Here is a 14,944-nt window from a genome sequence, read left to right as displayed (position 1 = left end):
CCCGGCCTGCGCCCCGCCGGCCGCGAGTGCGAGCGCACACGCGGCGGCAAGCTGGCGGAGCGGGGCGGGCAGGGGGGGCATGGCGGCGTCTCCCGGGATCAGGCCCGGTCGAGACGTGCGAGCACGTGGCCAAGGACCTCGCCCGCAGGCAGCTTGGCCGCCTCGGCGTCGCGCCGGCCCTGGTATTCGACCACGCCTTCCTTGAGCCCGCGGTCGCCGATGGTGACGCGGTGCGGGACGCCGATGAGCTCCCAGTCGGCGAACATCACCCCGGGGCGCTCGTCGCGGTCGTCGAGGATGGCGTCCACGCCGGTGGCGAGGAGCGCGTCGTAGAGCTTCTGTGCCTCGTCGCGCACGGCCTGAGACTTGCCCCAGCCGACCGGGCAGATCACCACCTCGAAGGGCGCGATCGCGCGCGGCCAGATGATGCCGCGGGCGTCGTGATTCTGCTCGATCGCGGCGCCCAGGATGCGGGTCACGCCGATGCCGTAGCAGCCCATCTCGAAGTGCTTGGGCTTGCCGTCCTCGTCGAGGAAGGTGGCGTTCATCGCCTTGGAGTACTTGGTGCCGAGGTAGAACACGTGGCCGACCTCGATGCCGCGCTGGATGGCGAGCACGCCGCAGCCGTCCGGGCTGGGGTCGCCCTCGATGACGTTGCGCAGGTCGGCCACCAGGTCGGGCTCGGGCAGGTCGCGCCCCCAGTTCACGCCGGTGAAGTGGAAGTCGGCGTCGTTGGCGCCGCAGATGAAGTCGGCCATGTGGGCGACCGTGCGGTCGGCGATCACCTTGACGGGCTTCAGGAGGCCGATAGGGCCGAGGTAGCCCGGCTTGCAGCCGAAGTGCTCGAGGATCTCGGCCTCGGTGGCGAAGCGGAAGCCCGCCTTGAGGCCTTCCAGCTTGCCGGCCTTGACCTCGTTCAACGCATGGTCGCCGCGCACCAGCAGCAGCCATACGGTGACGCCGGCGGGCTGGCCCTTGTCGTCGACGTCGTCGGTGGCCAGCACCAGCGACTTCACCGTGGTGGCGAGCGGCACGCCGAGCAGCGCGGCGACGTCCTCGCAGGTGGCCTTGCCCGGGGTGGGGGTCTTCTCCAGCGCCTTGGCCGGGTCGGCGCGGCGCGCGAGCAGGGACACCGCTTCGGCCAGCTCGATGTTGGCGGCGTAGTCGGAGTCGGGGCAGTAGACGATGGCGTCCTCGCCGGTGTCGGCGATGACCTGGAACTCGTGCGAGCGGTCGCCGCCGATGGCGCCGGTGTCGGCCGCCACCGCGCGGTACTCGAGGCCGAGGCGGTCGAAGATGCGCTTGTAGGCGGCGAACATGAGGTCGTAGCTGCGCCCCGCGGCTTCCTCGCTGCGGTCGAAGGAGTAGGCGTCCTTCATGGTGAACTCGCGCCCGCGCATGACGCCGAAGCGCGGCCGGCGCTCGTCGCGGAACTTGGTCTGGATCTGGTAGAAGTTCTTCGGCAGCTGGCGGTAGCTCTTCAGCTCCTGGCGCGCGATGTCGGTGACGACTTCCTCGGAGGTGGGCTGCAGCGCGAAGTCGCGCTCGTGGCGGTCCTTGAAGCGCAGCAGCTCGTCGCCCATCTTGTCCCAGCGCCCGGTCTCGTCCCACAGCTCGGCGGGCTGCACCATCGGCATGATCAGCTCCATGGCGCCGGCGCGGTCCATCTCCTCGCGCACGATGGTCTCGACCTTGCGGATCGCGCGCAAGCCCATCGGCATGTAGCTGTAGATGCCGGCGGCGACCTTGCGGATCATGCCGGCGCGCAGCATCAGCTTCTGGCTGACGACTTCGGCGTCGGAGGGGGCTTCCTTGAGGGTGAACAGATGGAACTGGCTGGCGCGCATGGGAGTCTTCGGATCAGGCGTGAACAAGCGCGCGATTCTAGCGCATGGGGCCGGCGCGCAAGCGTTCGCGGAACCCCAGCTTAAGCGATGCACTGCGGCGGTGCGCTTTCATTGCGTGGCCAAGTGTGAAAAAATCGTGACCAATCAAACGAATTCGAAGGTTCGTCATGCTTGACCGTGAAGGCTTTCGCCCGAACGTCGGCATCATTCTGGTCAATGCGCGCAACGAGGTGTTCTGGGGCAAGCGCATCCGCGAACATTCCTGGCAGTTTCCCCAGGGTGGCATCAAGCACGGCGAGTCGCCGGAGCAGGCCATGTATCGGGAACTCCACGAGGAGGTCGGCCTGCGGCCCGAGCACGTCAGGATTCTCGGCCGCACGCGCGGATGGTTGCGCTACGAGGTTCCCAAGCACTGGATCCGGCGCGAGTGGCGCAACACCTACCGCGGACAGAAGCAGATCTGGTTCCTGCTTCGCCTGGTGGGGCGCGACTCCGACGTCTGCCTGCGCGCGAGCACTCATCCGGAATTCGATGCCTGGCGCTGGAGCAACTACTGGGTGCCGCTGGAGGCGGTGATCGAATTCAAGCGCCAGGTGTATCAGCTGGCGCTGATCGAACTCGCGCGCATCCTTTTCCGTTCGCGCAGCTTCGAGCTGCCCGACGGCTATCGCCTGCCCGACCCGGAGCCGGTTCCCGAGCCGGTGCGGGTGGTGATCGGCGAGCGCGGACTGCGTGATGCGATTCGGAAGTAGCGGGGTTGCGTATCGCCTTGCCCGATGGCCCGTTCGCCGGCCGCTTGTGTGCGGGGTGGTTCGTGCCCGTGCCGCGACCTGCCCGTCGACGATCGACCGGTGTTGGCCGGTGCCTTCCACCCTCAACCCTGCTGTGGAGTCCCGATCCTTGAACCGTCTCCTCGCTGATCGGCTGCGTCTAGCTGTCCTCTTCCTCGCAGCCCTCGCGGCGCCCGTGTCTGCAGGCTTGCTGGTCGAGGCCGACCCCGACTGGAAGGAGGGCGAGGTGGCCATGCCGGCCGCGCCGCGCGAGGCCGCCCTGCGCGCGATCGACATCGGCACGCCTTCGCCCAATGCCTTCTTCGTCGATGAGGACAGTGTCGGCGTCGGGGCGGATGGGGTGGTGCGCTACACCCTCGTCGTACGCACGCGCGGCGGGGCGGAGAACGTGAGCTTCGAGGGCCTGCGCTGCGCCACCGGCGAGCGCCGCATCTACGCCAGCGGACGCAAGGACGGGACGTGGGCGCCGCTCAAGAACAGCGCCTGGCAGCCCATCGTCGACAACGGCTACAACCGCCCGCGCGCGGCGCTGGCGTGGGAGTACTTCTGCGACGGCCCGGCCGCCCCGCGCGACCGCGAGCATGCCTTGCGCCTGCTGCGTCAGAAGCGCGACCTCGACAAACCGTTTGGAGTCCACCAATGATCGATCAGGCCATCATCGAGTTCGACAAGGCGCTGCGGACGGTCTTCGCGCCGGCGCGCAGCGTGCGCGCGGTGCCCGGCGAGGACGTCCCGGAGGCCGAGCTCGACGCAGCCGAGCGCAGCCACGCGGCGGCGCTGATGCGCGTGAATCACGTCGGCGAGGTGTGCGCGCAGGCGCTCTACCAGGGGCAGTCCATCATGTCGCGCGACCCCGCGATCCGCGACACCCTGCGCCAGGCCGCACAGGAAGAGACCGAGCACCTGGCATGGACCGAGCGCCGGATCGCCGAGCTCGGTGGTCGCAAGAGCCTGCTCAACCCGCTGTGGTACGGCGGTGCGCTTGCGATGGGGCTGGCGGCGGGTCGCCTCGGCGAGCGCTGGAACCTCGGCTTCCTCGCCGAGACCGAGCGCCAGGTCGAGCAGCACCTCAAGAGCCATCTCGACACCCTGCCGGCCGCGGATCGGCGCTCGCGCGCGATCGTCGAGCAGATGAAGGTGGACGAGGCCGAGCACGCCGAGACCGCGCTGCGCCTGGGTGCGCACGAGCTGCCCGCACCGGCGAAGGGCGCGATGAAGCTCGCCGCGCGGCTCATGACCACGCTCGCCTATCGGCTCTGAGCCTTCCACCCCCGGCAGGGGCGGAAGGCGCTCGCAAAGAAAACAATGACTGCAGAACGTTTTCTTGGGAGCCACCGCGGCGCCCTCGTCCGTGCGGCGAGGGCGGCCTCGCTCCGCCTCGCTCCTCAGTCCGCCTCGAGCAGCTCGACCTCGTGGACCATCTCGGCCGTCCTGCCGAGCATGATCGAGGCCGAGCAGTACTTCTCCGCCGACAGGTGCACCGCACGCTCGACCGTCTCGCGCTTGAGATTGCGCCCGGTGATCGTGTAGATGAAGCGGATGCGGGTGAAGACCTTGGGGTCGGACTCCGCGCGGTCGGCTTCCAGGCGCACGCTGCAGCCGCGCACGTCGTGGCGGCCGCGCTTGAGGATCAACATCACGTCGAAGGCGGTGCAGCCGCCGGCGCCGGCCAGCAGCAACTCCATGGGCCGCGGCGCGAGGTTGCGCCCGCCGGCGTCGGGTGCTCCGTCCATCGCGACGATGTGACCAGTGCCGGTCTCGGCGATGAAGCTCATGCCGTCGAGCCACTTGACCGTGCATTCCATGCTGTTCGCTCCTTCGGGCCCGGGTCCCGTTGTCGAGTTCGTAGGGGTTGAGGCGGCATGTTACCGCAGTGCGTCATGGACTTCGTCCGTGCCACGCGGACCGTCGCATCGCCCGCGCCCGCTCCGGCTTGCCGGGGGTATGCGCGGAGTGCCGGGGCGATGTTCCGGGCTTCAGTACGGTGCCGTAGTGATGCGGTGCAGCAAACCGGGGCATTAAGAGGATGCCGTCCGTGTCCGGGCAGGGGGTTCCGGGCTCGTGAGAAGAGCGAAAATTGATTTAAAACAAAAAACTGCCATCGAATAAAGCGAGTTGATAAATCAATCAAAGCTTTTCTTCCGCGTCGCACAAAAATGCCTTGCGCCCCCAGGGGGGGCTATGCATAATCCGTCCCAGTCGGATCGCAGACGCATCGACTCCCAGGTCAGGGGGTCGCGCCGATCCAAATGGTGTCTCCTCCACCCTCCTCCTTTGGTGTGGATTTAACGCAGTCCGATCGGGCTGCGTTTTTTTTATTCTTCGCCCGCGTTCGCGCTTCGATGATTGACACGATTCATGTGTTGGAAGTAGGATTGCGAGCTTTCCGTTTGACGGCCATCTCCTACGGCCCGACAAAGATCGAGGATTCACATGAAGACGTTTTCCGCCAAGCCGCACGAGGTCAAGCGCGACTGGTTCGTTGTCGACGGCACGGACAAGGTGCTTGGCCGTCTCGCCTCCGAGGTTGCCCGCCGCCTGCGTGGCAAGCACAAGGCCATCTATACCCCGCACGTGGACACCGGCGACTTCATCGTCGTGGTCAACGTCGACAAGCTGCGCGTGACCGGTAACAAGGCGCAGGACAAGAAGTACTACCGTCACTCGGGCTACCCGGGCGGTATCTACGAAACCAACTTCACCAAGCTCCAGCAGCGCTTCCCCGAGCGCGTGCTCGAGAAGGCGGTGAAGGGCATGCTGCCGAAGGGCCCGCTGGGCTACGCCATGCTGAAGAAGCTGAAGTGCTACGCGGGTCCGTCGCATCCGCATACCGCTCAGCAGCCGCAAGTTCTCGAGATCTGAAGGAGCCGATAGATGGCTGTCACATACAACTACGGTACCGGCCGCCGCAAGACTGCGGTCGCTCGTGTGTTCATCAAGCCGGGCACCGGCAACATCGTCGTCAACGGCAAGCCGGTGGACGAGTTCTTCTCGCGTGAAACCGGCCGCATGATCGTGCGCCAGCCGCTGATCCTCACCGGCAACGAAGGCCGCTTCGACATCATGGTCAACGTGGTCGGCGGTGGCGAATCCGGTCAGGCGGGCGCGGTGCGCCACGGCATCACCCGCGCGCTGGTCGATTACGACGCCGGCCTGAAGGGCGATCTGCGTACCGCCGGCTTCGTGACCCGCGATGCCCGCGAGGTCGAGCGCAAGAAGGTCGGCCTGCGCAAGGCCCGCCGCGCCAAGCAGTTCTCGAAGCGCTGATCCTCTTCGTCGCGCATCGCAGTCCGGAAGCCGCCCCTTGGGCGGCTTTCGTGCTTGTGCGGCGCGCTCGCGAGGCTTGCCGCGATGCGTGGCGCGGCGGCCGTAACGCGGCGTTCACCGCCCGTCCCGGCCGATGATGAGATAATCGCGCTTCAGTCTTTCGTTGCGAGGAACGAGCATGGTCAAGGTTGGAATCGTAGGCGGCACCGGGTACACCGGCGTCGAGCTCTTGCGTCTGCTGGCGCGTCACCCCGGGGTCGAGCTGACCGCGATCACCTCGCGCGGCGAGGCGGGCATGGCGGTGTCCGACATGTTCCCCAGCCTGCGCCGCCGGGTGGGTCTCAAGTTCGTCACCCCGCAGGACGCCGCGCTCGAGAAGTGTGACGCGGTGTTCTTCGCCACCCCCAACGGTATCGCGATGAAGCAGGCCGCCGAGCTGGTCGCCGCCGGGGTGCGCGTGATCGACCTCGCCGCCGACTTCCGCATCCGTGACGTCACCGAGTGGCAGAAGTGGTACGGCATGGAGCATGCCGCGCCCGCGCTCGTCGCCGAGGCGGTGTATGGCCTGCCCGAGGTCAACCGCGAACAGATCCGCGGCGCGCGCGTGCTCGCCAACCCGGGCTGCTACCCGACCGCGGTGCAGCTCGGCTTCCTGCCCCTGGTCGAGGCCGGGCTGATCGACACCGATCGCCTGATCGCCGACGCCAAGTCGGGCGTCTCGGGCGCCGGCCGCAAGGCCGAGGTGCATACCCTGCTGCCGGAGGCGGCCGACTCCTTCAAGGCCTACGGCGTTCCCGGCCATCGTCACCTTCCGGAGATCCGCCAGGGCCTGGCGCTCGCCGCCGGCCACGCGGTCGGGCTGACCTTCGTGCCGCACCTGACGCCGATGATCCGCGGCATCCACGCCACGCTGTACGGCCGCCTCAAGCCGGGCGTCGATGCGGCCGACCTGCAGGGGCTGTACGAGAAGCGCTATGCCGGCGAGGCCTTCGTCGACGTCATGCCCGCGGGCAGCCATCCCGAGACCCGCTCGGTGCGTGGCTCCAACCTGTGCCGCATCGCGGTGCATCGCCCGCAGGGCGGCGACACCGTGGTGGTGCTGTCGGTGATCGACAACCTGGTCAAGGGCGCCGCCGGCCAGGCGGTGCAGAACCTCAACATCATGTTCGGTTTCGACGAGGAAACCGGGCTCGACATCGTGCCGGTCAGCCCCTGAGGGAACTGTTTCGACCGGTTTCGATCACATTTTGACGATTCCACCGCGGATGGCGCATCATCCGCGGTGTCCCCCAGCAGAGGAGAAAACATGAGCGCAGAAGTCGCAACCCCGGAAATCATGGTCTTTACCGACAGCGCCGCGAACAAGGTGCGCGAGCTCATCGAAGAGGAAGGCAATCCCGACCTCAAGCTGCGCGTCTTCGTGTCGGGCGGTGGGTGCTCGGGCTTCCAGTACGGCTTCACTTTCGACGAGGAAGTGAACGAGGACGACACCACGTTCGAGAAGAATGGCGTGCTGCTGCTGGTCGATCCGATGAGCTACCAGTACCTGGTGGGCGCCGAGATCGACTACACCGAAGGCCTGGAAGGCTCGCAGTTCGTGATCCGCAATCCGAACGCGACCAGCACCTGCGGCTGCGGCTCGTCGTTCACCGTGTGAACGCGGTCGTCGCAAAGGAAACGGGGCGCCGCGGCGCCCCGTTTTGCTTGGTCCGGCTGCGCTGCGCTCAGCGCGCGTCGGCGAGCTCGTAGTTGAGCAGCGCGAAGCGCTGGCGCAGGTGAGCGGTGTTGCGCTTGAAGGCGGCGAGCTCCTTGTCGTTGAAGGAGTCAGCCATCGGCAGCGCGACCGTCATCGGGTCGGCAGGTACGTCCTTCAGGCGTACCTCGTAGTGCAGGTGCGGCCCGGTGCACCAGCCGGTGCAACCCACGTAGCCGATCAGGTCGCCCTGGCTCACCGTCTGCCCCTTGGCGAGGCCCTTGGCGAAGCCGTTGAGGTGGGCGTAATGGGTGGTGATGTCGTTGCGATGCTTGAGCACGATCAGGTTGCCGAAGCCGCGCTGGGTACCGATGAACTCGATGGTCGCGTCCGAGGTTGCCATGACCTGGGTGCCGATCGGCGCCGAGAAGTCGGTGCCGTTGTGATTGCGCCAGCTGCCGTGGATCGGATGCAGGCGGCGGCCGAAGCTGGAGCTGACCCGCGAGAACTCCAGCGGCGAGCGCAGGAAGCCCTGCTGCAGGCTCTTGCCGTCGTCGCTGTAGTACTGCTCCTTGCCGCTCGGGCCACGGTAGAGCACCACCGCATGGCGTTCGCCGTTGTTGATGAACTCGGCGGCGAGGATGCGCCCGGCGCGCACCGGGTTGCCTTCCTCGTAGATCGCCTCGTAGACCACGTTGAAGCGGTCGCCCTTGCGCAGGTCGGAGTGGAAGTCGATCCAGGTGCCGAAGATGGTGGCGAGCTGGGTGGCGACGTTGTCGGGCAGGCCGGCGTCGTCGGTGGCGCCGAAGAGGGAGTGCGTGACCGTGCCCGAGCGCATCTCGACCATCATGGTCTGGTCGGTGGCGCTCGACTCGCGCAGCGCGAGCCCGGCGTCGCCGCGCTCGAGGACCACCTGCGCACCGGTGTTGCCGACCGGCAGCGAGAAGCTCAGCAGGCGGCCTTGCGGCGACACCACCGCGGTGACCGAGCGCCCCGCGCGCAGCTGGCGCAGGGCCTTGCGGCCGGCGTCCGAGCCGGAGAGGTGGGCGAGCGCCTCGGCATCGTCGATGCGCAGGCGGTTGAACATCGCCTGCAGCGTGTCGCCCGCCTGGATGCGTTCGTAGTGGACGAAGGGCAGCGAGGCGTCGGTGCCGGTGCGCGTGAGCGCCGGTGCGGGCAGGGCCTCGACGACGCGCTCGACGAGCATTTCGGAGGGCAGGCTGCCGGGTGCGACCGCGGTTGCGGCGACCACGCCGAGCATGGAGACCCCGGTGACACCGGCGGCAATCCAGGTGCGCGGGCGGGAGAGGAGTCGAGCCGGCAGATCGGCTAGAATTCGGGTCTTTCTGGCCTTCATGGTCTCGGTGGGCTGGAATGTGGAAAAAATTTTCGGAAGTGTAGCAAAGGTGCGCTTCGGTTCGGCAAAGTAATTTTGGAGAAATTGAATGTCTGATGTTCAGGCGGCGATCGACCTGATCAAGCGCGGCGCCGACGCCGTGCTGATCGAGGCCGAACTGGTCGAGAAGCTCAAGCGCGGCAAGCCCCTGCGGGTGAAGGCCGGATTCGACCCTACCGCGCCCGACCTCCACCTCGGCCACACGGTCCTGATCAACAAGATGCGCCACTTCCAGGAGCTCGGCCACCAGGTCCAGTTCCTCATCGGCGACTTCACCGGCATGATCGGCGACCCCAGCGGCAAGAACAGCACCCGCCCGCCGCTCTCGCGCGAGCAGATCCTGGAGAACGCCAGGACCTACCAGGAGCAGGTGTTCAAGATCCTCGACCCGGAGAAGACCGAGATCTGCTTCAACTCCGCGTGGATGAACGATCTCGGCGCCGCCGGCATGATCCGCCTGGCCGCGCAGCAGACCGTGGCGCGCATGCTCGAGCGCGACGACTTCGCCAAGCGCTACGGCAACAACCAGCCGATCGCGATCCACGAGTTCCTCTACCCGCTGTGCCAGGGCTACGACTCGGTGGCGATGAAGTCCGACGTCGAGCTCGGCGGCACCGACCAGCGCTTCAACCTGCTGATGGGCCGCGAGCTGCAGAAGCACTACGGCCAGGAGCCCCAGTGCGTGGTGATGGTGCCGCTGCTCGAGGGCCTGGACGGCGTGAACAAGATGTCCAAGTCGCTCGGCAACTACATCGGCATCGCCGAGCCGGCGAAGGAGATCTTCGGCAAGACCATGTCGGTGTCCGACACGCTGATGTGGCGCTACTACGAGCTGCTGTCCTTCCGCTCCACCGCCGAGATCGCGCAGTTGCGCGCCGAGGTGGAAGGCGGGCGCAACCCGCGCGACGTCAAGGTGATGCTGGCGCAGGAGTTCGTCATGCGCTTTCACGGCCAGCGCGCGGCGGAGGAGGCGCTCGCCGACTTCGAGGCGCGCTTCCAGCGCAACGCGATCCCCGACGACATCGCCCAGGTCAATGTGAACGTCGGCGCCGACGGGCTGCCGCTGTTCCAGGTGCTCAAGCAGGCCGGGCTCACCGGCACCACCTCGGAGGCGATGCGCATGGTGGAGCAGGGCGGCGTGCGCATCAACGGCGAGCGCGCCGAGGACAAGGGCCTCGTGCTGCGCGCCGGCGAGACCGTGGTGCTGCAGGTGGGCAAGCGCAAGTTCGCCTCGGTGGTGCTGTCTTGACCGATCGCGCCCCTCGCGGCGAGGCCGGGCGATGAGCGCAGCCTCGCGCCCGATCGGCGTTTTCGACTCCGGCGTCGGCGGGCTCACCGTGGTGCGCGCGCTCATGGAGCGCCTGCCGCTCGAGGACATCGTGTACTTCGGAGACACCGCGCGCGTGCCCTATGGCGTGAAGTCGGTCGCCACCATCGAGCACTTCACCGCGCAGATCACCGAGTTCCTGCTCCAGCGCGATGTGAAGATGCTGATCATCGCCTGCAACACCATGGCCGCGGTCGCAGCGGAGGTGGTGCACCGGCTCGCTGCCGGCATCCCGGTGCTCGACGTCATCGAGGCCGGCGCGCGCGCTGCGGTGGCGGCCTCGCCGGGGCGGCGCATCGGCGTGATCGGCACGCCCACGACGATCAACAGCAATGCCTACGCGCGCCGCATGCATGAGCTCGATCCGACCGTACGCGTGTACTCCCAGGCCTGCCCGCTGTTCGTGCCGCTGGTGGAGGAGGGCTGGCTGGACCACGAGGTGACCCGGCTCACCGCGCAGGAATACCTGCGCCCGGTGCTGGCCGAGGAGGTCGACAGCCTGGTACTCGGCTGCACCCACTATCCGCTGCTCAAGCCGCTGTTGCGCGACGTGGCCGGGCCGCGGGTGCGCCTGATCGACTCCGCGGTGACGACGGCCGAGCTTGCGGCCGAGCGCCTGCAGCACGCCGGGCTCGCACGCTCCGGCGGGGGCGTTGCCGATTACCGCTTCGTGGTGAGCGACGTGCCGCTGCGCTTCCAGACCATCGGCGAGCGCTTCCTCGGGCGTTCCCTCGGCGCGGTGGAGAAGGTCGACTGGTAGCGCGTCGCTCGCGACCAACAAGGAGCCCGGCCGCCGCAGTGCCGCCCGCGCGCGTTCAGGCCGGGCCGCGCGCCACCGGCCGCGCGGGATCGGCGCACCACTCGCTCCACGAGCCCGCGTACAGGCGCGAGCCGGTGAGCCCCGCGGCCTCCATCGCGAGCAGGTTCATGCAGGCGGTGACGCCCGAGCCGCACTGATGCACCACCTGGCGCGGCGTATGCGCGCCGAGCAGGCCGGCGAACTCCTCGCGCAGCACCGAGGCCTGCTTGAAGCAGCCGCGCGCGTCGAGGTTGTCGCGGAAGCAGCGGTTGCGCGCGCCCGGGATGTGTCCGCCCACCGGATCGAGCACCTCGTTCTCGCCGCGGAAGCGGTCGGGGCTGCGCGCATCGAGCAGCAGCATGTCGGGGCGGCCGAGGTGTTCGAGCACGTAGTGCGTATCGACCCGGTCCGGGCCCAGGGCCAGCGTGTAGGTGGCGGAGCGCGACCGCGGGGGCTCGTCGTCGAGCGCGAGCCCGGCCGCCATCCAGGCCTGCAGGCCGCCATCGAGCACCGCGACGCGACGGTGGCCGAGCCAGCGCAGCATCCACCACAGGCGCGCGGCGAACATGCCGCCCGCGTCGTCGTAGGCGACGACCTGGCTGTGGGTGCCCACCCCGCAGGCGGCGAGCCGGGCGGCTAGGCTGGCGGGGTCGGGCAGGGGATGGCGGCCGTTGCGGCCGGTCTTCGGCCCCGACAGCCCGCTCTCCAGGTCGATGAAGAAGGCCCCCGGCAGGTGCGCCGAGTCGTAGGCGCGCTGGCCGAAGGCCGGATCGACGAGGTCGGCGCGGCAGTCGAACACGACCCAGTCGGCGTCGCGCAGATGCTGCGCGAGCTCGATCGGGCCGATCAGCGTCGCGTAGGAAGCGTTCACTGCGCGCTGCCCGCGGTCTCTGCGGCCGTGTCGGCAGCCAGCCAGGCGCGCGCCTCGTCCTCGTCGTCGAAGACCTTGACCTCGGCGGTGACGAAGAGCTGCGACACCCAGGCGCTCCAGGTCAGCCACTGGTCCTGGGTGAGCACCGCGATGCGGCGGAAGTCGCCCGCGTGCTGGCGCGAGAACTTGATCTCCTCCCACGCCACGTCGAGCGTGAAGCCGGCCATCTGGCGCAGGTCGAAGAGCAGGTCGACCGGTCCGCTGAACTGGATGCGGTAATTGACCACGTCCTCGAACTCCTTGTAGTCGGCGAGGGTGAATTCGCCGAAGACGACGAGCGAGACGAGTTTTTCGGTGCTCTCGGTGCTGATCATGGCAGCCTCCCTGAAGGTGAGGATCGAAGATGTCCCCACTATAGTCCGCGCACCGGCCGTGCTCAATCCGTCGCCGCGGCGCGTGCCGGCAGCGGTGACGGCTTCGGGGTGGCGAGCGAGACGCCGATCGCGCCGGCCACGATCAGCCCCACCGCGAGCCAGGACGAGGCCGGCATGATCTCGTCCCACAGCAGCATGCCGAACAGGCTGGCGAAGATCACCGTGGCGTAGCTCAGGTTGGCCGACACCACGGTGCGCCCGTAGCGGTAGGAGCGCGTCATCGCGAGCTGGGCCAGCCCGCCGAAGAGGCCGACGCCGAGCAGCGTGGCGAGCTGGCCGGCGTCGGGCCGGTGCAGCTCGCCGGCGAGCGCCCACGCCAGGCCCATCGCCGAGGTCATCACCGAAAACCAGAACACCGTGCGCACCTCCGGCTCGCCGGCGCGGCCGAGCTCGCGCAGGCTCACGTAGGCGAGGCTGGCCAGGGCCCCCGAGGCCAGCCCGGCGAGCGCGCCCAGCCATTGCTCGGGCTGCAGCGTGGGGCGCAGCAGCACCACCACGCCGGCGAAGCCGGCGAGGATCGCGAGCACGGCGGGGCCGCGCAGGCGCTCGCCGAAGAACAGCGCCAGCACCAGCGCGACGAACAGCGGCGAGGTGTAGTTCAGCGTGACCGCGGTCGCCAGCGGCAGCAGGCCGATCGCGAAGAAGTAGCAGCCGAGCGCGATCGAGCCCGACACGCTGCGCGACAGGTGCATCTTCCAGTGCGGCGTCTTCAGCCCGATGCCGCGGCTCGCCGCCAGGCCGACCATCATCAGCATGCTGACGAGGCCGCGCCAGAACACGATCTCGCCGGTCGAGAACGCCCCCGAGGCCAGCTTCACGCACACCCCCATGCAGGCGAACAGGAAGCAGGAGGCGATCATCCAGAAGGCGGGCATGGCGGTTGCTGCGCTGCAACGAAGGGACTCCATTGAATCACATCGTGGCTTGCCCGGGGTGGCGGCGGGGCGCTTCCGGCGCTAGGCTCCCGGTATCCGGTCAGCCCCCGTGCGGAGTCGCCATGGCCTACCTGCTCGCCCTCGACCAGGGCACCACCAGCTCGCGCGCGATCGTGTTCGACGCCGACGGCCGCGTGCGCGGCGTCGCCCAGCAGGCGTTTGCGCAGCACTTCCCCGCGCCCGACCGCGTCGAGCACGACCCCCAGGACATCCTGCGCACCCAGCTCGATTGCGTACGCGAGGCGCTCGCCAACGCCGGCGTCGCCGCGCGCGAGGTGGCGGCGATCGGCATCGCCAACCAGCGCGAGACCACCGTGCTGTGGGAGCGCGCTAGCGGCCGTGCGCTCGCCCCCGCGATCGTCTGGCAGGACCGCCGCACTGCCGCCGAGTGCGAGCGCCTGCGTGCCGCGGGCTGGGCCGACGATGTGCGCGCGCGCACCGGGCTGGAGCTCGATCCGTACTTCTCCGCCACCAAGCTCGCCTGGCTGCTCGACCACGTCCCCGATGCGCGTGAGCGCGCCGAGCGCGGCGAGCTCGCCTTCGGCACCATCGACAGCTGGCTGGTGTGGCACCTGAGCGGCGGCCGGCTGCACCTGACCGACCCCGGCAACGCCGCGCGCACGCTGCTCTTCAACCTCCGCACCCTGGACTGGGACCCGATGCTGCTCGAGCGCTTCCGCATTCCGCCCGCCTTGCTGGCGCGCGTGGTGCCGAGCAGCGGGGTCTGCGGCGAGACCGATCCGGCGCTGTTCGGCGCCGCGATCCCGATCGCCGGCATCGGCGGCGACCAGCAGGCGGCGACCTTCGGCCAGGCCTGCCTCGCCCCGGGCATGGCGAAGAACACCTACGGCACCGGTTGCTTCCTGCTCATGAACACCGGGCACGCGCCGGTGGCCTCGACCAACCGTCTGCTGACCACGGTGGGGTGGACCGGCGTGGATGCGTCGCCGAGCTATGCGCTCGAGGGCAGCGTGTTCATGGGCGGCGCGGTGGTGCAGTGGCTGCGCGACGGCCTCGGGCTGGTGAAGCGGGCGTCCGAGGTCGAGGCGCTGGCGGCGAGCGTGCCCGACAGCGGCGGGGTGGTGCTGGTGCCGGCCTTCACCGGGCTGGGCGCGCCCTACTGGGATCCGCATGCGCGTGGCACCCTGCTCGGCCTGTCGCGCGGCAGCGGCGCGGCGCACATCGCGCGCGCGGCGCTGGAGGCGATCGCCATGCAGAGCGCCGACCTCGTCGAGGCGATGGCGCGCGACGGCGCCGCGCCGCTCGCCGAGCTGCGCGTCGATGGCGGTGCCGCGGCCAACGACCTGCTGATGCAGCTGCAGGCCGACCTGCTCGGCGTGCCGGTGCTGCGTCCACGCCTGCTCGAGACCACCGCCTTCGGCGCCGCCTGCCTGGCCGCGCTCGGCTGCGGGCTGTGGAGGCGGCCGCAGGACATCGCCACGCACTGGCAGCTCGACCGCCGCTTCGAGCCGCGCTGGCCGGCGGAGCGACGTGAAGCGGCGCGCGCGCTGTGGGCTCGTGCGGTCGAGCGCGCGCGCGCGTGGGCGCAGGACTGAGCGGCTCGCGCCGCTCGCGCTCATGGAA

The 14,944-nt window shown here is 69.0% G+C and carries 16 protein-coding genes; 10 read left to right on the top strand and 6 right to left on the bottom strand.

What is annotated here, in order from left to right; all coding sequences use genetic code 11:
- Positions 1-98: 98 nt before the first annotated feature.
- Positions 99-1,847 (bottom strand): proline--tRNA ligase, encoded by a 1,749-nt coding sequence (locus C667_RS12710; protein WP_004364908.1) that lies wholly within the window; start codon positions 1,845-1,847, stop codon positions 99-101.
- A gap of 167 nt (positions 1,848-2,014) precedes the next feature.
- On the opposite strand from C667_RS12710, the gene C667_RS12705 reads away from it, so the two are divergent.
- From C667_RS12705 to coq7, 3 genes are all read left to right on the top strand, one after another.
- Positions 2,015-2,599 carry an RNA pyrophosphohydrolase gene (locus C667_RS12705; RefSeq protein ID WP_004364906.1) on the top strand — a complete coding sequence of 195 codons (585 nt, stop codon included), beginning with the start codon at positions 2,015-2,017 and terminating at the stop codon, positions 2,597-2,599.
- Between the two features lie 214 nt (positions 2,600-2,813).
- The gene (locus tag C667_RS12700; RefSeq protein ID WP_245538469.1) at positions 2,814-3,281 is read left to right on the top strand and encodes a CNP1-like family protein; all 468 of its coding nucleotides are present in this window, start codon (positions 2,814-2,816) and stop codon (positions 3,279-3,281) included.
- Complete coding sequence (gene coq7, locus C667_RS12695) at positions 3,278-3,898, top strand: 2-polyprenyl-3-methyl-6-methoxy-1,4-benzoquinone monooxygenase (RefSeq protein ID WP_004364902.1); 621 nt, start codon at positions 3,278-3,280, stop codon at positions 3,896-3,898. Before C667_RS12700 ends, coq7 begins: the two co-directional genes overlap by 4 nt.
- Positions 3,899-4,023: 125 nt before the next feature.
- On the opposite strand, the gene C667_RS12690 is transcribed toward coq7, so the two are convergent.
- Entirely contained in the window at positions 4,024-4,443 is a 420-nt protein-coding gene (locus C667_RS12690) for an OsmC family protein (RefSeq protein WP_004364900.1), read from the bottom strand.
- Between the two features lie 628 nt (positions 4,444-5,071).
- Here C667_RS12690 and rplM point away from each other — a divergent pair.
- From rplM to erpA, 4 genes are all read left to right on the top strand, one after another.
- Entirely contained in the window at positions 5,072-5,500 is a 429-nt protein-coding gene (gene rplM / locus C667_RS12685) for a 50S ribosomal protein L13 (RefSeq protein ID WP_004364899.1), read from the top strand.
- Between the two features lie 12 nt (positions 5,501-5,512).
- Positions 5,513-5,905, top strand: coding sequence for a 30S ribosomal protein S9 (gene rpsI / locus C667_RS12680; protein ID WP_004364898.1), 393 nt, complete (start codon positions 5,513-5,515; stop codon positions 5,903-5,905).
- A gap of 178 nt (positions 5,906-6,083) precedes the next feature.
- Entirely contained in the window at positions 6,084-7,121 is a 1,038-nt protein-coding gene (gene argC / locus C667_RS12675) for an N-acetyl-gamma-glutamyl-phosphate reductase (protein ID WP_004364897.1), read from the top strand.
- A 90-nt stretch (positions 7,122-7,211) separates the two neighbouring features.
- The gene (gene erpA / locus C667_RS12670) at positions 7,212-7,562 is read left to right on the top strand and encodes an iron-sulfur cluster insertion protein ErpA (RefSeq protein ID WP_004317044.1); all 351 of its coding nucleotides are present in this window, start codon (positions 7,212-7,214) and stop codon (positions 7,560-7,562) included.
- 67 nt (positions 7,563-7,629) lie between these two features.
- Here the strand turns inward: erpA and C667_RS12665 are convergent, their stop codons facing one another.
- Entirely contained in the window at positions 7,630-8,955 is a 1,326-nt protein-coding gene (locus tag C667_RS12665; RefSeq protein WP_039921454.1) for a M23 family metallopeptidase, read from the bottom strand.
- A gap of 88 nt (positions 8,956-9,043) precedes the next feature.
- Between C667_RS12665 and tyrS the strand changes: the two genes are divergently transcribed.
- Together tyrS and murI are read left to right on the top strand one after the other, a co-directional pair.
- A complete protein-coding gene (gene tyrS / locus C667_RS12660) occupies positions 9,044-10,243 on the top strand; it encodes a tyrosine--tRNA ligase (protein ID WP_004364895.1) in 1,200 nt (399 codons plus the stop codon).
- A 31-nt stretch (positions 10,244-10,274) separates the two neighbouring features.
- Positions 10,275-11,081: a glutamate racemase gene (gene murI, locus C667_RS12655; protein ID WP_004364894.1), complete on the top strand. Its 807-nt coding sequence runs from the start codon at positions 10,275-10,277 to the stop codon at positions 11,079-11,081.
- Positions 11,082-11,136: 55 nt separating this feature from the next.
- Here the strand turns inward: murI and C667_RS12650 are convergent, their stop codons facing one another.
- From C667_RS12650 to C667_RS12640, 3 genes are all read right to left on the bottom strand, one after another.
- A complete protein-coding gene (locus C667_RS12650) occupies positions 11,137-11,991 on the bottom strand; it encodes a sulfurtransferase (protein WP_004364893.1) in 855 nt (284 codons plus the stop codon).
- The gene (locus C667_RS12645; RefSeq protein ID WP_004364891.1) at positions 11,988-12,365 is read right to left on the bottom strand and encodes a SpoIIAA family protein; all 378 of its coding nucleotides are present in this window, start codon (positions 12,363-12,365) and stop codon (positions 11,988-11,990) included. The genes C667_RS12650 and C667_RS12645 overlap by 4 nt, the downstream gene beginning before the upstream one ends.
- 62 nt (positions 12,366-12,427) lie before the next feature.
- Positions 12,428-13,300: a DMT family transporter gene (locus C667_RS12640; RefSeq protein WP_004364889.1), complete on the bottom strand. Its 873-nt coding sequence runs from the start codon at positions 13,298-13,300 to the stop codon at positions 12,428-12,430.
- Between the two features lie 122 nt (positions 13,301-13,422).
- On the opposite strand from C667_RS12640, the gene glpK reads away from it, so the two are divergent.
- Positions 13,423-14,916 (top strand): glycerol kinase GlpK, encoded by a 1,494-nt coding sequence (glpK, locus tag C667_RS12635; protein ID WP_004364887.1) that lies wholly within the window; start codon positions 13,423-13,425, stop codon positions 14,914-14,916.
- Positions 14,917-14,944 lie beyond the last annotated feature (28 nt).

It is taken from the genome of Thauera phenylacetica B4P (genome assembly GCF_000310225.1).
Lineage (GTDB): Bacteria > Pseudomonadota > Gammaproteobacteria > Burkholderiales > Rhodocyclaceae > Thauera > Thauera phenylacetica.
Note: the sequence above shows the minus strand (reverse complement) of the source record. Positions and strands in the feature narration are given on the sequence as shown.